At 62.6% G+C, this 22,581-nt stretch carries 16 protein-coding genes; 4 read left to right on the plus strand and 12 right to left on the minus strand.

Annotated elements, in window-relative coordinates; all coding sequences use genetic code 11:
• Positions 1-387 precede the first annotated feature (387 nt).
• Genes nirB through JQ641_RS30830 form a run of 3 tightly spaced genes read left to right on the plus strand, consistent with a single transcriptional unit; the run spans position 388 to position 5,867 of the window.
• Positions 388-2,847, plus strand: coding sequence for a nitrite reductase large subunit NirB (gene nirB / locus JQ641_RS30820; protein ID WP_211999614.1), 2,460 nt, complete (start codon positions 388-390; stop codon positions 2,845-2,847).
• Positions 2,848-2,858: 11 nt separating this feature from the next.
• On the plus strand, positions 2,859-3,194 hold the full coding sequence (gene nirD / locus JQ641_RS30825) for a nitrite reductase small subunit NirD (protein ID WP_211999616.1): 336 nt from the start codon (positions 2,859-2,861) through the stop codon (positions 3,192-3,194).
• 12 nt (positions 3,195-3,206) lie between these two features.
• Positions 3,207-5,867: a nitrate reductase gene (locus JQ641_RS30830; protein ID WP_211999618.1), complete on the plus strand. Its 2,661-nt coding sequence runs from the start codon at positions 3,207-3,209 to the stop codon at positions 5,865-5,867.
• A 17-nt stretch (positions 5,868-5,884) separates the two neighbouring features.
• Here the strand turns inward: JQ641_RS30830 and JQ641_RS30835 are convergent, their stop codons facing one another.
• Complete coding sequence (locus tag JQ641_RS30835) at positions 5,885-7,063, minus strand: cupin domain-containing protein (protein WP_249150855.1); 1,179 nt, start codon at positions 7,061-7,063, stop codon at positions 5,885-5,887.
• Positions 7,064-7,357: 294 nt separating this feature from the next.
• Here JQ641_RS30835 and JQ641_RS30840 point away from each other — a divergent pair, with 294 nt between their 5' ends.
• Positions 7,358-8,617: an adenylate/guanylate cyclase domain-containing protein gene (locus tag JQ641_RS30840; RefSeq protein WP_211999620.1), complete on the plus strand. Its 1,260-nt coding sequence runs from the start codon at positions 7,358-7,360 to the stop codon at positions 8,615-8,617.
• 80 nt (positions 8,618-8,697) lie between these two features.
• Here JQ641_RS30840 and JQ641_RS30845 read toward each other — a convergent pair whose 3' ends face one another.
• From JQ641_RS30845 to JQ641_RS30895, 11 genes are all read right to left on the minus strand, one after another.
• Positions 8,698-9,669 carry an ABC transporter ATP-binding protein gene (locus JQ641_RS30845; RefSeq protein WP_211999622.1) on the minus strand — a complete coding sequence of 324 codons (972 nt, stop codon included), beginning with the start codon at positions 9,667-9,669 and terminating at the stop codon, positions 8,698-8,700.
• Complete coding sequence (locus JQ641_RS30850; RefSeq protein WP_249150864.1) at positions 9,666-10,646, minus strand: ABC transporter ATP-binding protein; 981 nt, start codon at positions 10,644-10,646, stop codon at positions 9,666-9,668. The genes JQ641_RS30845 and JQ641_RS30850 overlap by 4 nt, the downstream gene beginning before the upstream one ends.
• A gap of 56 nt (positions 10,647-10,702) precedes the next feature.
• Positions 10,703-11,644, minus strand: a complete 942-nt coding sequence (locus JQ641_RS30855; RefSeq protein ID WP_211999625.1) for an ABC transporter permease — start codon at positions 11,642-11,644, stop codon at positions 10,703-10,705.
• Positions 11,610-12,569 carry an ABC transporter permease gene (locus JQ641_RS30860; RefSeq protein WP_211999626.1) on the minus strand — a complete coding sequence of 320 codons (960 nt, stop codon included), beginning with the start codon at positions 12,567-12,569 and terminating at the stop codon, positions 11,610-11,612. The genes JQ641_RS30855 and JQ641_RS30860 overlap by 35 nt, the downstream gene beginning before the upstream one ends.
• Positions 12,570-12,626: 57 nt before the next feature.
• Positions 12,627-14,417 (minus strand): peptide ABC transporter substrate-binding protein, encoded by a 1,791-nt coding sequence (locus JQ641_RS30865; RefSeq protein WP_211999627.1) that lies wholly within the window; start codon positions 14,415-14,417, stop codon positions 12,627-12,629.
• 267 nt (positions 14,418-14,684) lie between these two features.
• Positions 14,685-15,629 (minus strand): hypothetical protein, encoded by a 945-nt coding sequence (locus tag JQ641_RS30870; RefSeq protein ID WP_211999628.1) that lies wholly within the window; start codon positions 15,627-15,629, stop codon positions 14,685-14,687.
• Between the two features lie 263 nt (positions 15,630-15,892).
• On the minus strand, positions 15,893-17,731 hold the full coding sequence (locus tag JQ641_RS30875; protein ID WP_211999629.1) for an adenylate/guanylate cyclase domain-containing protein: 1,839 nt from the start codon (positions 17,729-17,731) through the stop codon (positions 15,893-15,895).
• Between the two features lie 173 nt (positions 17,732-17,904).
• A complete protein-coding gene (locus tag JQ641_RS30880) occupies positions 17,905-18,882 on the minus strand; it encodes a Bug family tripartite tricarboxylate transporter substrate binding protein (protein WP_211999631.1) in 978 nt (325 codons plus the stop codon).
• Between the two features lie 66 nt (positions 18,883-18,948).
• Entirely contained in the window at positions 18,949-19,797 is an 849-nt protein-coding gene (locus JQ641_RS30885) for a fumarylacetoacetate hydrolase family protein (protein WP_211999633.1), read from the minus strand.
• A gap of 58 nt (positions 19,798-19,855) precedes the next feature.
• The gene (gene mhpA / locus JQ641_RS30890) at positions 19,856-21,442 is read right to left on the minus strand and encodes a bifunctional 3-(3-hydroxy-phenyl)propionate/3-hydroxycinnamic acid hydroxylase MhpA (RefSeq protein WP_211999634.1); all 1,587 of its coding nucleotides are present in this window, start codon (positions 21,440-21,442) and stop codon (positions 19,856-19,858) included.
• Between the two features lie 43 nt (positions 21,443-21,485).
• Positions 21,486-22,382 carry a VOC family protein gene (locus JQ641_RS30895; protein ID WP_211999635.1) on the minus strand — a complete coding sequence of 299 codons (897 nt, stop codon included), beginning with the start codon at positions 22,380-22,382 and terminating at the stop codon, positions 21,486-21,488.
• Between the last annotated feature and the right edge of the window lie 199 nt (positions 22,383-22,581).

Below are 22,581 nucleotides of genomic sequence, written 5' to 3' on the forward strand. Positions count from 1 at the left end.
AAAGGCAGCAATAACCGTGCCATTCGATTGCGAGCGGCACTTTGCCTTTAATCGCAACGCGTTGACCGCTATTCCACCGCCAGGGAATAAGACCCGGTCTGCTGCCGCGGGCAGCAAACCGCGCCACTGAAACGCGCAGGGTGGTGCTTTTTTGTGCGGTGCGCACAAACGCCTGAATTCGCGGCGGCCGATAAAGCTATTGATATCGCTGGCGGAATCGCTGTGCCCGAGTTGGCACGCGTTTTGTATTCAAGCAGATATCGATCGTCATTGATGATGGTCAGCTGCCCGCGGATGGGCTCCTCAAAACTCCCAACCACTAATTCAACCGATCGACGGCGCATGTCGCGTCGACGCGCGGTGTCGTCGGAATGCGAAAGGCAGATCATGCTCGAGAAAGTTAGCAGGCAGAAGCTGGTGGTGATCGGCAACGGCATGGCCGGCATCCGCACAGTGGAAACGCTGCTGGAGCGTGCGCCCGATCTCTACGACATCACGGTGTTCGGTTCCGAGCCTTACGGTAATTACAATCGTATCCTGCTGTCGCCGGTTCTCTCCGGCGAGAAGTCCGTCGATGACATCATGCTCAACACCGAGCAATGGTACGACGACAACGGCATCACGCTGCGCAAGGGCGAGACGATCGTCATGATCGACCGGCGTACCTGCGAAGTCGTCACGGCCGAGGGCGCGCGCGTTCCCTATGACCGCTTGCTGATTGCGACCGGCTCCAATCCGATCATGTTGCCGCTTCCCGGCAAGGACCTCCCCGGCGTCATCGGCTTTCGGGATATCCAGGACGTCGAGCGCATGGTTGAAGCCTCGACGAGCCATCCGAACGCCGTCGTGATCGGGGGAGGTTTGCTCGGCCTCGAGGCCGCCAACGGGTTGATGAAGCGCGGCATGAACGTCACCGTCGTGCATCTGCTCGACTGCCTGATGGAACGGCAGCTCGATCCGGTTGCAGGCGGAATGCTGCGCAAGTCGCTGGAAGAGCGCGGCATGGTGTTCAAGATGCCGGCGCAGACGCAGGCCATCCTGGGCGAGGACCGCGTCACGGGCGTGCGCTTTGCCGATGGCGTGGAGCTGCCGGCCGATCTGGTCGTGATGGCCGTCGGCATCCGCCCGAACATCGAGCTCGCGCAGAAGGCGGGCATCTATTGCGAGCGTGGCATTGTCGTCTCCGACACCATGCAGACCTATGACGGGCGCATCTATGCGGTCGGCGAATGCGTGCAGCACCGTCGCCAGACTTACGGCCTGGTCGCGCCGCTGTTCGACCAGGCCAAGGTCTGCGCCAATCAGCTCGCCATGAAGGGCTTTGCCAGCTATTCGGGATCGGTGGTCTCGACCAAGCTGAAGGTGACGGGCATCGACCTGTTCTCCGCCGGCGATTTCGCGCCCGGCGCGGACAAGGAAGAAGTCGTGATGCAGGACGCCGCGCGCGGCGTCTACAAGCGGATCGTCCTGCGCGACAAGAAGATCGTCGGCGCCGTGCTTTACGGCGATACGGTCGACGGGCCCTGGTATTTCCAGCATCTGCGCGACGGCACCGATATCTCGCAGATGCGCGAGCGCCTGGTGTTCGGCGCGGCCAATCTCGGCGACGGCGGTCACGCCGGCCAGAATTCGGTCGCCGCGATGGGCGACGAGGCGGAGATCTGCGGGTGCAACGGCGTTTGCAAGGGCACCATCGTCAAGGCGATTGCCGAAAAGAAGCTGTTCACGATCGATGACGTGCGCGCCCACACCAAGGCATCATCGTCATGCGGCTCATGTACCGGCCTCGTCGAGCAAGTGCTCGCGTTCACGCTCGGCGGTGACTACTCGACGGCGCCGAAGGTCAAGCCGATGTGCAAGTGCACCGATCACAGCCATGACGACGCGCGCCGCGTCATCGTCGAGCAGCAGCTGAAGACCATCCCCGATGTCATGAAGTTCATGGATTGGAAGACCGCCAACGGCTGCCACTCCTGCCGGCCGGCGCTGAACTATTATTTGCTCGCCACCTGGCCCGGCGAATATCGCGACGACCAGCAGTCGCGTTACATCAACGAACGCGTCCATGCCAACATCCAGAAGGACGGCACCTATTCGGTGGTGCCGCGGATGTGGGGTGGCGTGACCACGCCGAACGAATTGCGCGCAATCGCCGACGTCGCCGACAAGTTCAAGATTCCGACCGTCAAGGTCACCGGCGGCCAGCGCATCGATCTGCTCGGCGTCAAGAAGGAGGATCTGCCCGCGGTATGGGCCGACCTCAACGACGCCGGCATGGTGTCAGGGCATGCCTACGCCAAGGGGCTGCGCACGGTGAAGACCTGCGTCGGTTCGGAATGGTGCCGCTTCGGCACCCAGGACTCGACCGGGCTCGGCATCAAGATCGAAAGATTCATGTGGGGGTCATGGGCCCCGGCCAAGGTGAAGATGGCGGTGTCGGGTTGTCCGCGTAACTGCGCCGAATCGACCTGCAAGGATGTCGGCGTGATTTGCGTCGATTCCGGATACGAGATCCATTTCGCCGGCGCCGCCGGCCTTCACATCAAGGGAACCGAATTCCTCGCCAAGGTGGCGAGCGAGGAGGAGACGCTGGAGTTGATCGCGGCACTGACGCAGCTCTATCGCGAGCAGGGCTGGTATCTGGAGCGGATGTACAAGTGGTGCGATCGTGTCGGGCTCGATGCCATCCGCAAGCAGGTGGTCGATGATCTCACCAACCGCAAGGCGCTGTACGACCGCTTCGTGTATTCGCAGCAATTCTCGCAAAGCGACCCGTGGGCGGAACGCGCCCAACGCGGTGTCGATCGCAACGAGTTTGCGCCGATGGCGGAGCTCGAACTCGCATGACCGGAGCTCGCATGACAAACTGGATTGAAATCGGAGCGCTGGACCAGATTCCGCGCCTCGGCGCCCGCGTGGTGCGCACGGCGTCGGGAAACATCGCGGTATTCCGGACCGAAGACGACGAGGTATTCGCGCTCGACGACCGTTGCCCGCACAAGGGCGGACCATTGTCGCAAGGCATCGTGCACAACAAGCGCGTCACCTGTCCGTTGCACAATTTCGTCATCGAGCTTGCGAACGGCGAGGCGGTCGCTCCCGACGAGGGATGCGCGCACTCGTATCCGGCCAAGGTGGAGAACGGCACCGTGTGGCTGTCCGTTCGTGAGGCAGTCACCGCTTCCGCCGATTGAGGGTAACGACGCGTGCCAGTCAAGACGACATGTCCCTATTGCGGCGTCGGCTGCGGCGTCGTGGCCGACAGGGATCAGGCGGGGGCGGTCACGGTCCGGGGTGATCCGGTGCATCCGGCAAATTTCGGGCGGCTGTGCGCGAAGGGATCGGCGCTGGCTGAAACAATCGATCTGGAAGGACGCCTGCTCGAGCCGATGGTCGACGGCCAAGCCGCGACCTGGGATGCCGCGCTCGGCCATGTCGCCGATGGATTCAGCAAGGCGATCCGGGAGCACGGGCCGGATTCCGTGGCCTTCTACGTCTCGGGCCAGCTTCTCACCGAGGACTACTACGTCGTCAACAAGCTCGCGAAGGGCTTTGTCGGCACCGCTAATATCGATACCAATTCGCGGCTGTGCATGGCCTCCAGCGTGGTCGGTCACAAGCGCGCCTTCGGCAGCGACACCGTTCCGGGTTGTTATGAAGATCTGGAACTGGCCGACCTGCTCGTCCTTGTCGGCTCGAATGCCGCCTGGTGCCATCCCATCCTGCACCAGCGCATGCTGGCGGCGAAGGCGAAAAATCCCGCTTGCCGCATCGTCGTCATCGACCCGCGCCGGACGGCGACCTGCGAGGGCGCCGATCTGCATCTGCCGGTTCGTTCCGGCAGCGACTCCGTTTTGTTCAACGGATTGCTGGCCTATCTTGCGAAGAACGAGGCGGCCGATGGCGCGTTCGTCGGCGATTTCACCACCGGCGCCGAGGCGGCGCTGGCGCAAGTCGCCGGCCAGACCGTGGCGCACACCGCGGATGTCTGCGGGCTGACGGGCGGTGCGGTCGAGCAGTTCTTCAGCTGGTTCGCTAAGACCGAGCGCGTCGTCACGCTCTATTCGCAGGGCATCAACCAGTCGAGCAGCGGCGTCGACAAGGTCAATGCGATCATCAACTGCCATTTGCTGACCGGCCGGATCGGAAAACCCGGCATGGGGCCGTTCTCGCTCACCGGCCAGCCCAATGCGATGGGCGGACGCGAGGTCGGTGGTCTCGCCAATCAGCTCGCCGCCCATATGGAGATCGAGAACCCGCGCCATCGCGACATCGTGCAGCGGTTCTGGCGCTCGCCCGTCATCGCCGACAAGACCGGGCTCAAGGCGGTCGAGATGTTCGACGCGATGGCCGACGGGCGCATCAAGGCGGTCTGGATCATGTCCACCAATCCGCTGGTCAGCCTGCCGGATGTTACGCGCGCGCGCGCCGCGCTGGATGCCTGCGATCTCGTCGTGGTGTCGGATTGCATGCGCCACACTGATACGACGCGTCACGGCCATGTGCTGCTGCCAGCGACGGCGTGGGGCGAAAAGGACGGCACGGTCACCAATTCCGAGCGCCGCATCTCCCGGCAACGGCCGTTCATGCCAGCGCCCGGCGCCGCGCGTCCAGATTGGCGGACCGTCTGCGACGTCGCCCGCCGCATGGGGTTTTCGGGCTTCGACTATACGAGCGTGGCCGAGATCTTTCGGGAGCATGCCAGCCTCTCGGGCTTTGAGAATAATGGTGCGCGGGACTTCGATCTCTCCGCCTTGAGCACGCTCGATGATCGCGCTTACGAGACGCTGGCCCCGGTACAATGGCCGGTGACGCGGGATTATCCGACCGGCACGCCGCGGCTGTTCGAGACCGGAGGGTTCTTCACCCCCGATCGCAAGGCGCGCTTCATTCCGGTCACGCCACGCCCGCCCAAGAACCCGACCAGTCGCGAGCACCCCCTGATTCTCAACACCGGCCGGATTCGCGACCAGTGGCACACCATGACGCGGACCGGGAAATCGCCGCGACTGATGCTGCACATGTTCGAGCCCTGTGCGGAATTCCACCCCGAGGATGCGCGCAAGGCCGGTATCGAAGATGGCGCGCTCGCCCGGCTGACCAGTCCGTGGGGCCAGATGGTGGCGCGCGTGACCGTCACCGCCGAACAGCGGCGCGGCTGCGTGTTCGTGCCGATGCACTGGAATGGCGAGTATGCCGGCGACGGCCTGATCAACGCGCTGGTCAATCCCGCGACCGACCCGATATCCGGACAGCCGGAATCCAAGCATACGCCCGTGAAGGCCGAGCCATACTTGCCGAAATGGCATGCCTTCATTCTCAGCCGTCACGAGATCGAGCGCCCGAAGAAGGGGTACTGGGTCTCCGGACGGTCGGGCATGTGCTGGCGCATGGAGCTGGCGATCGAGGAACGGCCGGCGAGCTGGCGCGACTGGGCGCGCGCGCAGCTTCGCGCCGAGCAGGACGATATTGAGTGGCTCGCCTATCGCGATCCGAGCATCGGCCGGTATCGTTACGCGAGCATTCGCGACGGACGGTTGGAGGGATGCATCTTCATTGCCTCGGACCACAGGCTGGTGTCGCGTTCATGGCTGACCAATCTGTTCGCGGAAAACACGCTCTCGCCAAAGGCGCGGATGTCGCTGCTTACAGGGCAGCCGCTGGAAGCCGGCGAAGATATCGGGCCGATCGTCTGCTCGTGCTTCGGCATCGGGCAACGGCAAATCGCGGCCGAAATCAACAAAGGCGCGAGAAACGTCGAAGCCATTGGTCAACGATTAAAGGCCGGCACCAATTGTGGGGCATGCAAGCCGGAGATCGGCAAGCTGCTCAACGGCGCGCCTGTGCCAAAACCCCTGCCGGCGTGAGCTTTCCGATTCCCGGCCTATTTGCCGGGTCCATCCTTGCCCGTGACGAACACGTCGCGATGGGGAAACTTCCCGAACAATTCCGGCGGCTGGCTGAAATTGGTGGCGAGCACGTCGGCCGGGTTGGCCGCGATCCATTGTGACAGGTCGATGGTCTCGTAGATTCCGGAATTGAAGCCGATCAGGATGCGCGCGGGCTTGTCGCCGACGTTTTCTATGGAGTGCCCGTAGCCTTGGGGGATATAGCCGACGTCGCCCTGCTGCAGTTGCTCGGTCCTGGTGCGCCCGTGCGAGCCGAACAGGGTGACGCTGACCGTGCCGTCGAGCACATACTGCCATTCGTCGGCGTTCGGATGCCAGTGCAGCGTCCGCAACGCGCCGGGATCGAGATCGAGCACGACGCCGGTGATGGTTTTCGCAATCGGAAAGCGACTTGAATCGACGCGCCATTCGCGGCCGCCCTGAAAGGTGCCGTTCGGCGTCTGCGCCAGCAGGCGGTATTTGTGCGTTTGCGGCGGCAGCTTCCAGCCCTGCAGCGGCACCGACGGCTCGGTGGATGGCGGCTTGCCGCGGGCAAAATACACTTCTTCCTTTGGGAAGTTGTCGAACGCCGATTCCGGCACGCCGAAGTTTTTCGCCAACAGCGCTTTTGGGATGTGTCCGATCCAGTCGGTGATGCTGAAGGTGCCGAACTCGGAAAAATAGCCGTTGTCGAAGATCAGGATGAAATGGCAGGGCTTGTCGCCAAGGCACTGCAGCATGTGGCCGTGACCGCGGGGAAAGTACCAGACGTCGCCCGGATCGAAATCGTTGGTCTCCGCAAAACCGTTGGGATCGACGACCGTGGTGCGGACGCGCCCCTCGAACACGAACGCCCATTCGGCCGCGGTGGCGTGCCAGTGCATCTCGCGCATCGCGCCTGGCTCGAGCCGCATCGAAACCCCGGCGATTCCCTTGGAGATCGGCAGCTGCGTAACGGTGGCTTCCTTACCGTAGCTGTTACCGATCACCTTGCCGCCCGATTTCTCCAGCGCGAACTTGAACGTCGGCAGGTCCTTTCCCGACACTGCGGGATCGGGGACGTTGTTCATGAAGCTGGGATCGCCGGCGACCGCCGCTTGCGTTCCGGCCAGCGTCGCCATCGAGGCGATGGCGGCCGCGGCGGCGAGAAACTCCCGGCGTTGCGGATCGGACATGTTGGTCTCCTTGGTGGGGCGAAATTCCGCCGGCGGGCGGCCATGCGGCTTCCCGTGCCGGCACGGGCCAGCTCTCACGGGATCATGCTGGCGGCCAGGCTTCACGTCCAGTCTGTGCAGATCCGCTCGCGGCGCAATCCGGAATCGGCGAATGGCGATGTCGGCCACGCGCGTTCCCGCTGCGCTCTTCCCATCGCTCGTCTTCCAGACCCCATTGTGCTAATTTGAGCCAACAAGGATAGCTCCAGGAGTCGCGACCAGACTTGATGACCCGGCTAACGCGAAGGGCTTGTCATGAACCAGACGCTGCCAGCCAACGAGTCCGGACGCCTTGTCGCGCTGACAAATTACGCAATCCTCGACACGCTTCCGGAAGCCGGTTTCGACGAAATCACCGAACTGGCGGCGCAGATCTGCGGCTGCCCCGCCGCCCTGGTCAGCTTCCTCGACGCCTCGCGGCAATGGATGAAGGCAAAGTATGGCCCGCTTCCAGCAGATCTTTCCGAATGCCCGCGGGAAATTTCGATCTGCACGGCCACGATCTGCAACAATGACATCCTCTACGTTCCCGACCTGAGCAAGGATCAAAGGTTCAATACCAGCCCGCTGGTGACGGGCGATATGCACATCCGCTTCTACTGCGGCGTTCCACTCATCACGCAGGATGGCCATGCGCTGGGCACTTTGTGCGTGATCGCCTTCGAGCCGCGAGAGCTTACCTTCGAGCAGCAGGAGGCCCTCAGACGACTGGCGCGGCAGACGATGGTTCATCTCGAACTGCGTCGGCAATTGCTCGTGCGCAACGAGATGCTGCGTGAGTTGGAGCGGGCGCGCGACCTCGCAATTGCCGGCAAAGCCGAATCGGACAAACTGCTCCTGAACATCTTGCCGTCATCCATCGCAGCCGAGCTCAAGGCAAATGACCGCATTCAGCCGCGCTTCTTCGACTCTGCAACGGTGATCCTGATCGATTTCACCGGCTTCACCCGACTGGTCGAGACCATGGAGCCGGCGAGCGTCATTGACCAGCTCGACCAGCACTTCACCGTGTTCGACGACATCATGGCCAAGCATCGCCTGGAAAAACTCAAGACGATCGGGGATGCCTATCTCGCCGTTGGCGGCGTGCCGGAGCCCAACCGCTCGCACGCCGTCGATGCCGCATTGGCTGCGCTGCAGGTCATCGATCACCTGGCCAGGATCAATCGGCAACGCGAGAAGCTGCACCTGCCGGCGTGGCAGGTGAGGATTGGAATCAATACCGGACCAGTCATCGCCGGCGTCGTCGGGAAACACAAATTCACCTACGATATCTGGGGGAATACCGTGAATATCGCGCAGCGGGTCGAGGCTGCCGGCGTTCCCGGCCGCATCAGCATCGCCGAATCGACCTGGCAGCACATCAAGACGCGCTTCGAGACCGACGCCCGTGGCGCCGTTGAAGTGAAGCACCAGGGTTTGGTGAATATGTATTATCTCAACCGCATCAGGCCCGAGTTTTCCTCTGATCCAGCCGGGGTAATGCCAAACGACCGGTTCTGGAAACAGGAATGAGCGTGCGCTTTGCGGCGTCGCCCGGATGGGGCCCATCGGCGGATCAACTCGGTGGAACGGTGCTTCGCGCAGACTAGCCTTCAGCGGAAATGGCAGGCGACCCAGTGGCCGTCGGCGCTTTGCTTGAGCGGTGGGGCCTCGCTCTTGCACAGCGGAAACTGCGCGATCGGGCATCTGGTGTGAAAGTGACAGCCGGTCGGCGGAGAAATCGGGTTCGGCACTTCGCCCGACAGCCGGACGCGCTGCCGTTTCACTTTCGGATCCGGTATCGGCACCGCCGACAGCAGCGCCTCGGTGTAGGGGTGGCGCGGCGAGGCATAGAGTTCGTGGGCCGACGCCATCTCGACAATGCGCCCGAGATACATCACCGCGATGCGCTTGGAGATATGCTCGACGACCGCCAGATCATGGGCGATGAAGAGATAGGCGAGCCCGAACTTCTCCTGCAAATCTTCAAGCAGGTTGATGACCTGGGCCTGGATCGAAACGTCCAGCGCCGAGACCGGCTCGTCGCAGATGATCAGCTTGGGCTCGACCGCAAGCGCCCGCGCGATGCCGATGCGCTGGCGCTGGCCGCCGGAGAATTCGTTCGGATAGCGGCCCATATGGTCCGCCCGCAGGCCGACGGTTTCCAGCAGGTCCACCACGCGCTCTTCGAACTGCTGTTTGGTCTTGGTCAGTTGGTGGATGATCAGCGCTTCGCCGACGATCGCGCCGACATTCATGCGCGGATTGAGCGACGCGTAGGGGTCCTGAAAGATGATCTGGATGTCGCGGCGCAGGATGCGAAGGTCGTCAGCCCTGAGCGAGCGGACATCCTTGCCGTCGAAATGGATTTCGCCCGAACTCGGTTCGATCAGGCGAAGCACGCAGCGGCCGGTGGTCGACTTGCCGCAGCCGGATTCGCCGACCAGCCCAAGCGTTTCGCCGCGGTCGACGTGGAAGTCAACGCCGTCGACCGCATGAACGCTGGCGACTTGACCGCTGAACAGCCCGCCTTTGAGCGGAAATTCCTTGGTGAGTTTAGTTACCTTGAGCAGCGGCTCGCTCATTGAACCACCGTCGTTTCGGCGTGGATGCAGGCCACCTTGTGGCCAGGTTCGAGCTCGCGCAAGGCAGGCTGCGCGCGCACGCATTCATCGGTGGCAAAACCGCAGCGCGGTGCGAAGCGGCAGCCCTGCGGCGGGTTGATCAGCTTCGGCACCGTGCCGGCGATGGTCTGCAGCCGGGCCTTGCGGCCGCCGCCCCTGTCGACGCGCGGGATCGAGCGGATCAGGCCTTGCGTATAGGGATGGCGCGGGTTTCCAAACAGCTGATCGACCGCGGCTTCCTCCACCACCTTGCCCGCATACATCACCACGACGCGCTGGGCGACTTCGGCGACGACGCCCATGGCGTGGGTGATCAGCATGATCGACATGCCGAGGCGCGATTTCATGTCTTGCAGCAGATCGAGGATCTGCGCCTGGATCGTGACATCGAGCGCCGTGGTCGGCTCGTCCGCGATCAAGAGTTTCGGATGGCACGACAGCGCCATCGCGATCATCACGCGCTGGCGCATGCCGCCGGAAAACTGGTGCGGGTAGTCGTTGACGCGGCGCGCCGGGTTCGGGATCTGGACCAGCGCCAGCATGTCGATGGTCCGCTCCAGCACGGCGCGGCGCCCTAAGCCCTCATGCAGGGCGATCACTTCGCCGATCTGATCGCCGATGGTGTAGACCGGATTGAGCGAGGTCATCGGCTCCTGGAACACGATGGCGATTTCCTTGGCGCGAATCTGGTTCATCTCGTCCGCCGCCATCGGCACCAGGTCGCGGCCCTGCCACAGGATCTGCCCGCCGGCGATCCGCCCGGGCGGCATGGCGATCAACTTGAGCACGGAAAGCGCCGTGACCGTCTTGCCGCAACCGGACTCGCCGACCACGCAGACCGTCTCCCCGCGCCGGACGGCAATATCGACACCGTCGACCGCCTGCACAATGCCGTCATCGGTCGCAAAATGCGTCTTCAAGCCCCTGATGTCGAGCATCGGCGCTTCGTCGGTCGGTTTCGCACCCACGCTCGCGGTATCCTCCGGACGCAACATTACATGACTCTCCGGGGGTCGAGCGCGTCGCGCAATCCGTCGCCGATGAAATTGATGGTGAGCACGGTCAGGAAAATCGCGGCGCCCGCGAACAGCGCCCAGTGCGGTGCGATGTCGAGATAGTCCTTGGCGTCGAACAACAGCCGCCCCCAGGTCGGAATGTCAGGCGGAAAGCCGAGGCCGAGAAACGACAGCGTCGATTCCGCGATGATCGCCGCCGCGACGTCGATGGTGCCGGCCACGATGACAGGCCCGAGCGAGTTCGGCAGGATGTGCCTGATCACCAGTCGCGGCGTGGTGGCGCCGAGCGCGCGCGCCGCCTCGACGAACTCTTTTTCGCGCAGCGACAGGAACTGCGCGCGCACCAATCGCGCCACCGGCATCCAGCGAAACGCGCCGATCACGAGCACGATCAGGATGAAGACGCCGCCTTCGGCGCCGACCCAGTTCTTGAGAAAATCCCGGAACAGATAGATCACCAATAGCAGCAGCGGCAGTTGCGGCAGTGCCAGGAACAGATCGGTGATCCACATCAGCGCGGCGTCGACGCTGCCACGGGAGATGCCCGCGATCGCCCCGATCAGGACGCCGACGATGATGGCGACCGCCATCGCCGCGAACCCGACCGCCAGCGAAATGCGGCCGCCATACAGCATGCGCGCCAACAGGTCCTGTCCGAGATCGTCGGTGCCGAACGGATGATCCCACGACGGGTGAGCGAGCCGCGCGGTGAAATCGATTTCGTTGATCGGTATCCGCCAGATCAGCGGCCCGAACAGAACGGCCGCGGTCAGCAACGTTAAAATGCCGATGCTCGCGACCGCCATGCGATGGCGGCGAAATTTTCGCCAGGCGTCAAAGCCGGGCGAGATGTGGCGCGGGCGTCCCTCGAGCGGAACGACGACGTCAGCGGTAGGAGATGCGTGGGTCGAGCCAGCCATAGATGATATCGGCCAAAAGGTTGAAGAGGACGACGAGACAGGCGAACACGAAGGTCACTGCCATGATGACCGGCGTGTCGTTGGCGAGGATGGCGCTGATCAGCAGTGAACCAATGCCGGGGATACGGAAGATCTGTTCGGTGACGATGGCGCCGCCGAACACCGCGGGCATCTGCAGCGCGACCAGCGTCACCACGGGGATCAAGGCGTTGCGCACCACGTGCTTGATGACGACCTTGCCTTCATTGAGGCCCTTCGAGCGTGCCGTCGTGACATAATCGAGCCTGATGACGTCGAGCACGGCCGAGCGCACGTAACGGGTATAGGAGGCGGCCTGAAACAGGCCGAGCACCGAAATCGGCATGATCGCCTGCTTGAAGTATTCCCAGGCCCATTGCCAGCCGGTGGCTGCTATGTCGGCGCGATACACGAACGGCAGCCAGCCGAGATTGACGCTGAAGACCAGGATCAGCAGCAGGCCCGTGAAGAACGTCGGCAGCGAGAAGCCGACGAACGCAAAGGTGTTGGCGATCTGGTCGAAGATCGAATAGGGCCGCATCGCCGCATAAACGCCGACGGGGAGCGCCACCGCCAACGCCAGGATCTGCGACGAGCCGACCACGAACAGCGTGGTCGGCACGCGTTGCAGGATCAGTTGGTCGACGTCGATGCGGCTGGCGAACGAAAAGCCCCAGTCGCCCTGCAGCATCGCGGCGAGCCAGCGCAAATAACGGATGTAGATCGGATCGTCGATCCCGAACTTAACCCGCAGCGCCGCGGCCACCTCGGGTGGAATGTTGCTGTTGGTAGCGAGTTCGCCGAACGGATCTCCCGGCGCCAGCGCCAGCAGCACAAACAGAATGACACTGATGCCGAGCAGGCTGGGAAGGGCGATAGTCAGGCGTCTGAGAATATATTTTCCCATTGTTCGTCCTGCTGCCGCCCGTTCAGTTTTTGCGCATCACAAATCTCACGTCTGATCTCACGCTTCCCGGTACCAGTTTGCAAGCTGCCACAGGTCGTTGTCCCAACCGCTGAAATGCGCAGTCACGCCGCCCTTTACCGCTGAGACCCTCGACCGGGCGGCGATCGGCTGGATGTAATTGTCGCCGACCACCATGTCGTTGAGCTTGATGTACATTGCCGCCCGCTTCACCGCATCGAGCTCCTGCTCGGCCTGCTTGTAAAGCTCGTCGTACTCCTTGTTTTGCCAGCGGCAGATGTTGCGGCCCTGCCACTTGTTCTCCTTGTTCGCAATCTGCCACGACACGTACTGGTTCATGAACAGCTGCGGATCGGGTTGCGGCATGGTGGTGTTGTACATTTGCGCGTCGCAATAGAAGTGCGGGTAGGTGTCCGGGTTGGCGGTGTCGGAGGAGAAGAACACCGATGCCACCACCGACTTCAGCTCGACGTCGATGCCGGCCTTCTGGCAGGCCTGCTTGATAATGGCCTGCGTCTTCTGCCGCGGGGCGTTGATCGAGGTCTGGTAGACGAACTTCAACGCCTTGCCGTCCTTGGCGCGAATGCCGTCGGCGCCCTTCTTCCAGCCGGCGGCCTCCAGGATCGCGTTGGCTTTCTCGATGTTGAATTCGAATTTGGTGTTTTTCGACCGGAAGCGTTCCGGATTGTTGAGGAAGTTCGCGGTGGCGGTACCGGTCCGGCCGTAGATGAACTTCTCGATCGAGGTGCGATCGATCAGGAGGCCGATGGCCTGGCGCACCGCCGGGTCGCTGAACAGCGGATGTTTGGTCTTGACGCTGGCGCGCTCGCCGTCCACCTCGGTCCATGGATCGGTCGCGTTGAGCTGGATGAACTCGACGTTGCCGCTCGGCGTAATGGTCACTTTGCCTTTGCCCGCAGCCTCGAGCCTGAGCAGGATCTCGTCTTCCACCTGCATGTTCCAGGCGTAATCATATTCGCCGGTCTGCAGCACCGCGCGCGCGGCCGACACTGCATCGCCGCCGCCCTTGACTTCCAGCGTATCGAACTGCGGTCGATTGGGGACGTGGTAGTCGGGATTGCGCTTGGCCAGCACCATGTCGCCCGGCTTGAAATCGACGAACATGTAGGCGCCGGTGCCCACGGGTTTCAGGTTGGCCGGCGCTTCGCGCGACTTGCTGCCGATATAATCCGCAAACACGTGTTTTGGGAGGATCGGGCCGTAATTGCCGACAAAGGCATCGGCCCAGTACGGCGTCGGCTTGGCGAACACGACGCGAACGGTGAAGTCGTCGATCTTTTCGACCTTGACGTCCTTGTAGCTCGCGATCGAGACCGCGGCGGTCTCCGGGTTTCGCGCGTATTCCCAGGTGAAGACCACGTCGTCAGCCGTGAACGGCTTTCCGTCATGCCATTTGACGCCGCGCTTCAACTTCCACACCACCGAGCGGCCGTCTTCGGCGAGCCCGTCGTTCTCCTTGCTCGGAATCTCGGCGGCGAGCGCGGGTACCAGATTGCCCTCGGCGTCCCATCCCGCCAGCGGCTCGTAAAAGATTCGGGAGCCTTCCTGATCCTTGGTTCCGATGGCGAAATGCGGGTTAAGCAGGGTCACCGCTTGCCAATAGAGCAGCTTCAGAAGCCCGCCGCCGCCGGCCTTGGTCGGCTTGTAGGGGAACGTAGTCTGGGCCATCGCCACCCCGGATTGGGCCAGCATCATGCCGGCCATCGGCGCGGTCAGGCCGACGGCGATCATCTGCTGGACAAAGGACCGCCGCGACAAGCGTCCGGTCTTGACGTCTGCAATGAGATCTCGAAGTTCCCGTTCTTGCATCGGATTGACTCCTCGGCTGGTGCTGAATGCCTGACTTGCGCCCCCTGGCGCCCCCGCCGCCGCGGGGGCTGGACCCAAATGATTGGATCGCCAAGGAAATGGATCAGGTTAGTACCAGACTGTCAAAGCAGGAACTGGGCCACGCTTCGCCAAAACCGTCTTGACCAAAAGTCCGGCTTGACCCGGCTGATCAGGCGAACGGCTACGCCAAACGACCGGCTATCCGCCGCAGCCGCGCATGTTCGTTGGGAAAAGCGGCGTCAGCGACTAATTGCGGTGGTGCACCATGACGGGATCAAGCCCGGCGACAACCGCAGGCGCCTGCGACGAAATGCTCGCGACGGGCGCCGGGGTGCGATAGCGCGGCAGATGATCCTCGAGCGAGTAGAACACGCACAGCGCCAGGCTCGACCAGACCGCCAGGCTGAAATAGAGCGACATCCAGGCGATCTCTTCCTTCCACTCGGCAATGTCGTGCGTCACGATCCAGCGCGTGCGCACGTCGCGCAGACCCTCGAGCGGGTGCAGCAGCGTATTGCCGTCGGCGACATCGGCCCGCCACCGGTTCAGATACATCGGGACGTCGACGGTCATCAGGAACGCCAGATAGAACGCGATCCCGACGATCGTGACGACCAGGATCGCGCGCACCGCGCCGTCGAACTCCGGCAGCAGGCGGCAGAGGCCGACGCCGATGATGAAGAAGACGACGGCCCAGATCGAATTCTCGATCGCGTTGTTTAGATATTTGGTGGTCAGCACCGCGTGCCATGAGTAGCACTCGGCGATCACGATCAGCGGCACGATCGCCCAGGCGGCGTTCACGGTGGTGTCCGCGCCTGTCACGGTGCCGAGCTGGTGCAAGATAACAGCCCATTGCGCCGCGAAGGCGATCTCGGCCACGGTCGCGACCGAGCGGCCGACGAACACGCTCGACAGCCAGGTGTCGAACAGGCAGATCCGCTGCACGTCGGCGCGCGGCAGGATCGAGCGGAAGGCGCAGCCGAACACATAGGCGGCGCTGAGCGCGAGCATCAGCTCGACGCCGGACGCGCTGGCTGGACTTCCAATCGGCTGTCCGTGGAGCTGGCGGTACAGCACGAACCAAACCGCGATATTGGCGCCGCTGACCAACGTCAGCATGCCCCACCACCGGATCACCGGGTTAGACCAGGCCAGGGAGGCTGGTTGCGCGCGCCATTCCAAGCTCATTCACCGCTCCGCATTTAATCGAACTGACATCTGATTGTTTTACTTCTGTCATGAATCGCAGCGAATCACGACAAAAATATGCGTGCGTCAGGAGTCTTGCGGGGTGATGCAGAGCGCGTCGGCGCTCTGCGCTTGAAGAATCGGTCTTGCCGGCGCCGATGGACGCCGCTGTCATAAAACTGTCATCAAATATTTAGGCCGCGATCGAATTCATCGTCGCGAAAATTCGTCAGCCGGCAGTTGCGTTCGAAAGGAACAGCTGCTCATTCTGGCAAGCCCGCGAGCCGCAGTCCTTGGGCATACTTTTCGACAAATTCCGGCTTCTGGTAGGGGCCGAGGTAGGACGCCACACGCGACATGCGAAACTCCGGATCGATGGCGTGCAATCGCGCACACATTTTCACAGCGGTGTCTGTCATGTTGGCAAAAGCGGCGCTCGCGGCGAAGATGCGAAGCCCTGGATGCGATTCCGAATTCTCCCGAAGAATTTTTTCAGCCCAGGCCATCGACTCGTCGTACTTGTCGAGAAAGAAAAGGGCATGCGCCATGGCGTTCTGCATGGATACATGATGACGGCCGTGCAGTGGGTCGTGCCGCATGGCCCGGGTCAGATGCTCCACCGCCACGGCCGGATTTCCTGACCACACATTGAGCCATCCGCTGATTCCCCAGGCATGCGCCAGATTGGGATTCATTGATAAAGCCCGATCAACGAGTGATTGCGCATGAGGAAGGTCGCGCAGAACGTAAGCGATGGCCCAGCCCGCGCTACTGAGAGCGGCCGCATCGTCCTGGCCAATACGCAAAACGATTCGGGCCAGGCGGGCGACTTCGGCGTTCTCCTCGTCGGGACTCGACACTAGCCCGGCGCCCTTCCGGTAGGCATAGCACTGAGCAAGCAGGCCGTAGGCGGGGGCAAACTCCGGGCCGAGCTCAATGGCCTGCCTCAGCAGCGGCATCGCCTCTTCAAGGCTCTGCTTTGATGGAAGCCGCAGATAGGGGAGGCTTCGAAGGTAGCAATCGTAGGCGCTGAGGTTTCCAGCCGTCTTGCGCTTCGAACGGTCGATCTCGGCTTGCTCGAGACGCGGCGCAATCGCCGTGACGACTTTCTCTGTGACCTTGTCTTGCAATTCGAAGACGTCTTCGAGGGCGCCGTCGAAGCGGTCCGCCCAAAGATGCGCGCCGGTGCTGGTGTCGATAAGCTGGCCGGTGATTCTTATTCGGCTGCCGGCTTTACGCACGCTGCCTTCGAGAACGTACCTCACACCGAGCTCGCGACCCACTTGTCGTATATCGGGAGACTTTCCCTTGTAGGAAAACGATGAGTTGCGCGCGATGACGAACAGCGACTTGAACCGCGACAGCGCAGTAATGACGTCCTCGACCATGCCGTCAGCGAAATACTCCTGCTCGGGGTCGCCGCTCATGTTCTGAAACGGGAGGACGGCGATAGATGGCTTGTCAGGAAGCGGCAAAGGATCATTGGCATTCGACGGCATCGTCGAAGCTGCTTCGGTGGTCGTTGTCGCAGATATACTCGCGCCTCGTACAGAGTATAGCCGCACGGGGCGCTCTATATTCTTCAGTGTGCGCTCGCCCAAATCATCGAATTCGAACTTGGTCTTGCCTCTAATCTGCTCAAAGGCATTTCCAGAGACGTAAACACCGCCCGGTTCGCACTCATTCTCGACACGCGCGGCAATATTGACGCCGTCGCCGAAAATGTCGTTATCGTCGATGATGATGTCGCCGACGTGAATGCCGATGCGAAACTCGATCCTGACGTCCTGTGAGACGCCAGCATTCTGGGCGGCCATGCCACGCTGAACTTCGATCGCACAGCGCGCAGCATCGACAGCGCTGGCAAACTCCACCAGCATGCCGTCGCCGGTGGTTTTGACGATACGGCCGTGATGCGCAGTGATGGCCGGATCGAAGAGGATCTTCCGCAACGACTTCAGGTCAGCAAGCGTACGTTCTTCGTCGCGTCCCATCAAACGGCTGTAGCCGGCGACATCCGCCGCCAGCACCGCCGCCAGCCGCCGTACTACACGCTCGTCGGTCAAAAGAGCCTCGAACTTGGTAGGTTCAGCCAAATCCATCAAAGCATGAATGGCTACACGGCCGCTAGGCCCAATGTCCGGGTTGGGTCAATCGCTTAACCTGTGCTTGCCGCCAGGCAGGTCCGGTGTCCGCTTTCGCCCGGAGTCAGACCTGATTTCATCTCCTGACCGGGCGGCTCATGCTGCGCGCTAGTCCGCACCCCAATTGCTTGCTATTCAGGCTGGATGCCGAGGTCCTGAATGACCTTGCCTGCGGACGCATGCTCGGCATCGAGAAAGCGCTTCGCACCCGCAGGCGTCACCGCGTCACCAATGCCGACATCAAAGCCGAGGGCGGGAGCGCGCTCCTGTACCTCGGGGGACTTTAGTGCGCCCGCAATCTCGGAGCTGAGTTTCTGGATGATGTCGGTGGGCGTGCCGGCAGGCGCCATCAACATGAACCAGCCTTGCAGGTCGACGCTCTTCAACGTTTCCGCGATCGCCGGCACGTCCGGCAACGAACCGATGCGCTTGCTGCCCGCAACGGCAACAGGTCGAAGCGTGCCCGCCGCGATGAAGGATTCTGCGATCGATGCGGCTTGTATCGTCACCTGGACCCGTCCCGTGATGCTGTCCTGCACCGCGTTCGTGGTCGTATTGTAGGGGACCAGAACAAAGCCGGTCCCGGCCTGCTTGTTGATGGATTGTGCGATCAGGCCCGAGAGGTTGCGCGGGCCGTCGACCGCCATGCTCAGCGAACCCGGTGCCGACTTTTCCAGCGCGATCAGCTCTGCGAGCGTCTTCGCCTTGACCTCGGGATTGACGAGAAGGACGTGGTTGCTGCGGGCCATCATCGCGACCGGCACAAAATCCTTCATCGGATCGTAGGGAAGCTTCTTGAACGTATAGGGGTTGGTGACCAGCGCGGCCGACGTGGCAAACAGGAAGGTGTATCCGTCGGGGGCGGCGCGGGCGACGGCCTGCGTGCCAACGAGGTTCGCAGCTCCTGGGCGGTTCTCGACGACGAACTGCTGCCCGAGCGCCCGCGAGAGTTTTTCGGCGATCAGGCGGCACAGCACATCCGGGCTGTTGCCCGCCGCCTGCGGCACCACGACCGACACCGGCCTTTGCGGCCATGATTGCGCGTACACAGGGACCGAGAGGCAAAGCGCAATGCCGGTCAACAGCACGCGGCGGGATAGTTTTGGCATGGTGATCCTCCCTGAAATATTCGCCTGCGATTTCTGATCGCTTGAGGCGGCGTTCTCTCGGACAAATCAAATTTCGTCGGCGACGCCATTGCGCAGCACGCCAAGGCGATCGATTTCGACCTCGACGGTATCGCCCGGCTTCAGCCAGAGCGGCGGGGTTCGCTTGGCGCCAACACCGCCGGGCGTCCCCGTTACGATCACATCGCCCGGTTCGAGGCGCGTAAAGGACGAGCAGTATTCGATCTGACGCGGGATATCGAAAATCATCTGATCGATCGTCGCGTCCTGGACGATCTGACCGTTGACGCGCGTCTGCAGCCGCAGCGGCGCAACGTCGCCGAGTTCGTCCGGCGTCATCATCCAGGGACCGAAAGCGCCGGTCTCCGGAAAGTTCTTGCCGGGCGTGAACTGATGCGTGTGGCGTTGAAAATCGCGCACGCTGCCTTCGTTGTAGCAGGCATAGCCGGCGATGTGGTTCCACGCGTCAGAACGCGCGATATGGCGTCCGGGCTTTCCGATGATGATCGCGAGTTCGCCTTCGAAGTCCAGATCGTGTGAGAGCTTTGGCCGGATGATGTTGGCGAGGTGCCCGGTCTGGCTGTTGGCGAAGCGGCCGAACACGGTGGGGTTCTCGACTTCGGCACGTCCGGTTTCCTTGCGGTGCATCTCGTAGTTCAGGCCGATGCAGAGAATCTTGTCGGGATTTGGAATGACCGGCAGCCAAATGATCTCGGCCGTGGGGGTGCGCTTTGCCGTGCGGATGGTGTCGCGCACAGCCGGCAATGCGTCGGCGGCGATCGCCGATTTGAGATCGGGATAGCGATCCCCAAGCAGCGCGCCGACGTCAATCGCTTCCTCGCCCTCGATCACGCCCCAGGTGCGGCTGTTGCCGATTTTGAAACTGGCTAATTTCATTGTGATGTCCTCGCTTTTGGAACCGCGTAACGGTGTGAGTGTTTGAACCCCGATGAAATCATTGAAGCCGCGTCGCAAGCTCTGACAGCATCCTGCCGAGCTCACCTTCGTCGTTCGCGACACCGAAGACGTAATGGTCCGGCCGGACGATCGCGGCGCGGCAGCCGTGGCGGTCGAACCAGGCGGCGAGAACGCCATCTTCTTCAGCGAATGCGTCGTGCCCGGTCTGATCCGCCGCGTCAGCAGGACGGATTCGGATCAGGCGCATGCCGAGCCCGGTCAGATGCGCCCGCAGATCAGCGGTCAGGTCCGGCGCGTAGCGCTGGTCCAGCACGAGCCGCCATCCGGTCCCTGCGGCAACATCGAGCAGGCGCCGCCCTTCTGCCGTTCTGATCCAGGGCTGCGGAAACAGCGTGCCGTGCGCCGGATGCAGCGGGAACGCCAGCAGGCCTTTCTGAAGCGGCGGGACGATCTCCTGGCGGGTGAAGGTGCGGGGAACACCGCCGCCTTCGGCAAGAATGCGGATATCGCGCGCTGCGGCCGCGACGGGATCGCGCTCGCAAATCACGTGCCCGATCGCCTTGATCCGGGTGGTGAGTTGGCGAACATGCTCACTTCGCTCCTCGCCATAGGTGTCGAGCAGCGCGGCGCCGGATTGTCCTTTCAGGACGCGATCGAGCTTCCAGACCAGATTTCCGACATCGCGAATGCCCTGGCACATGCCCTGGCCGATGAAGGGGGGCTGCTGATGCGCGGCATCGCCGGCCAGGAATATGCGGCCCCGCCGCCACTCCTCGGCGACGAGCGCATGAAACCGGTAGCTCGCGGCACGCCACAGCGTAGCGTCATCAGGCCCGATCCATCGGCTGAGCAGCCGCCAGACTTGATCAGGCGCTTCCATCTCACGGGGATCTTCACCCGGCAGCAGCATGATCTCGAACCGGCGATGATTGCCGGGGCCGACGATGAAGGACGTCGGCCGGGACGGATCGCAGAATTGCGCCGCCGTCTCCGGCAGCTTGCCGAGTGCGGCATCGTTGACCCGGAGATCGACGACAAGCCAGGGTTCGTCGAATACGAGGTCTTCGAAGGTGATGCCAAGCGCTTGGCGCGTTCCACTCGAGGCGCCGTCGCACGCGATCATATAGTCGGCGGTGACGACGCGTGTCGCTCCCTTGTCGTCGCGCAGCTGCAGCGTCACACGGTCCGGCGATTGATCGAAACCGGCTAGCTCTGTTCCGAGTTCGACGTCGACACTGTCATAGGCCGCGGCGTGCGCGCGCAGCGCCGCCTCGACCGGCGGCTGCGTGAAGACCATGCTGGGGGTGTAGCCAAGCGGAAAAGGTTCGGGGACCATATCGATCCGGCGTATCAACTGACCCTTGGCGCCAAAATGCTGGGAGGCAGGAAACGGTGCGATGAAAGGCAGCACGCGCTCCGCGGCGCCGAGGTTGTCGAGCAGGCGCAGGATCTCATGGTCGATCGCGATCGCGCGCGGCTTGTCGTAGACGTCGCGCTGGCGGTCGATCGCGAGGGTACGGATATTCCTGTCCCCGAGCAGGCTGGCCGCGATCGCGCCCGACGGGCCGTGACCGACCACGACAACGCTGTAATCGCTGCGGTGTTGCTCCGATGAAAGCGTCACTCAGGACTCCAGTCGAGATTTTAAGACGAAGCGGATCGCGCGGTTAAGCATCGGCGTAGGGCACGGCCGTCTGGGCCGCCTTGACGTGATCGGCCTTGGGAGGGGCGATGCCCCAGTGATCTGTCCTGCCCGGTGGCCAGACCCATTCCGACGGTCCGCGCACCACGTAGTTGTCGTCGACCTGCAGAACTTCGGCGGTGTATTCGATGACGATCCCGACCGGATCGATGAAGTAAGCGAAGACGTTGTCGCCAGGGCCGTGGCGGCCGACGCCCCAGGCGATTGGAAATCCGGCGTCGATCATGCGGCCCGAGCCCCGCATCACAGCTTCCAGGTCCGGCATCATGAAGGCGACGTGATTGAGTCCGTTCACGGCGGCATCGGCGATGACGATCGCATGGTGGTCGTCATTGCAGCGGACGAACGCCATGGCTTTGGTGCGATCCGTCAGGCGAAAGCCAAGCGCGCGCTGATAGAACGAGGCCAGGCCGTCGACATCTGCGGCGTTCTGGTTGACGTGAGCCAGTCTCGTCGGCCGGTTCGAGGACGGAAGAGATGCGGCATGCTGCAGGTCTCCGTAAACGAAGCGCAGCACGCCGCCGCCGGGTGCCCGAATGGCCATGACCGTCCCACCATCGGGAGCGGGATTTTGAACGGGACCGTGCAGCAGTGTCGCGCCCTGCTGCTGTGATGCCGCAACGATCGAGTCGAACTCCGCATCGGAATCGAGTCGGAAGGTGACAGCCCTGAGCGCAGGGCGATCGCCCTGCCGCAAGGCGACCACATGATGATCGGTGCCGCTGGCCCGCAGATACGTCACGCCCTCATGGCGCGTCACGAGATCAAGCCCCCAGACGGACGTGTAGAACTGCTCCGACCGGCCGATCTCAGGCGTTTCGAGCTCGACGCTGCGCAATGCCGTGACGGGAAAATGGGTCATTCCGTAGCGTGCTCCCAAATCCTGGAAACGATGAGCGTTGTCGTAAACCGCGTGGCTTTCGGTCCCGCTGGCCGTTTCCTAGGTTCTCGGAGACTCCTAACCTATAAAAAATGATCTTGGCAACAATAATTTATATATTTCTTGGAAATGCGATAGAGTGTATATAGAAAGAATCGGTCACCGGGTTGAGGACCGAAAG

This window comes from Bradyrhizobium sp. JYMT SZCCT0180 (assembly GCF_018130165.1).
Lineage (GTDB): Bacteria > Pseudomonadota > Alphaproteobacteria > Rhizobiales > Xanthobacteraceae > Bradyrhizobium.

What these genes read in the sequence shown, in the direction of transcription:
- JQ641_RS30865 (WP_211999627.1), bottom strand. Translation starts at nt 14,417, where the DNA reads ATGCAAGAACGGGAACTTCGAGATCTCATTGCAGACGTCAAGACCGGA.
- JQ641_RS30845 (WP_211999622.1), bottom strand. Translation starts at nt 9,669, where the DNA reads ATGAGCGAGCCGCTGCTCAAGGTAACTAAACTCACCAAGGAATTTCCG.
- JQ641_RS30835 (WP_249150855.1), bottom strand. Translation starts at nt 7,063, where the DNA reads ATGTCCGATCCGCAACGCCGGGAGTTTCTCGCCGCCGCGGCCGCCATC.
- JQ641_RS30850 (WP_249150864.1), bottom strand. Translation starts at nt 10,646, where the DNA reads ATGCTCGACATCAGGGGCTTGAAGACGCATTTTGCGACCGATGACGGC.
- JQ641_RS30870 (WP_211999628.1), bottom strand. Translation starts at nt 15,629, where the DNA reads ATGAGCTTGGAATGGCGCGCGCAACCAGCCTCCCTGGCCTGGTCTAAC.
- JQ641_RS30885 (WP_211999633.1), bottom strand. Translation starts at nt 19,797, where the DNA reads ATGAAATTAGCCAGTTTCAAAATCGGCAACAGCCGCACCTGGGGCGTG.
- JQ641_RS30860 (WP_211999626.1), bottom strand. Translation starts at nt 12,569, where the DNA reads ATGGGAAAATATATTCTCAGACGCCTGACTATCGCCCTTCCCAGCCTG.
- JQ641_RS30840 (WP_211999620.1), top strand. Translation starts at nt 7,358, where the DNA reads ATGAACCAGACGCTGCCAGCCAACGAGTCCGGACGCCTTGTCGCGCTG.
- JQ641_RS30895 (WP_211999635.1), bottom strand. Translation starts at nt 22,382, where the DNA reads ATGACCCATTTTCCCGTCACGGCATTGCGCAGCGTCGAGCTCGAAACG.
- nirB (WP_211999614.1), top strand. Translation starts at nt 388, where the DNA reads ATGCTCGAGAAAGTTAGCAGGCAGAAGCTGGTGGTGATCGGCAACGGC.
- JQ641_RS30855 (WP_211999625.1), bottom strand. Translation starts at nt 11,644, where the DNA reads ATGGCTGGCTCGACCCACGCATCTCCTACCGCTGACGTCGTCGTTCCG.
- JQ641_RS30875 (WP_211999629.1), bottom strand. Translation starts at nt 17,731, where the DNA reads ATGGATTTGGCTGAACCTACCAAGTTCGAGGCTCTTTTGACCGACGAG.
- JQ641_RS30880 (WP_211999631.1), bottom strand. Translation starts at nt 18,882, where the DNA reads ATGCCAAAACTATCCCGCCGCGTGCTGTTGACCGGCATTGCGCTTTGC.
- nirD (WP_211999616.1), top strand. Translation starts at nt 2,859, where the DNA reads ATGACAAACTGGATTGAAATCGGAGCGCTGGACCAGATTCCGCGCCTC.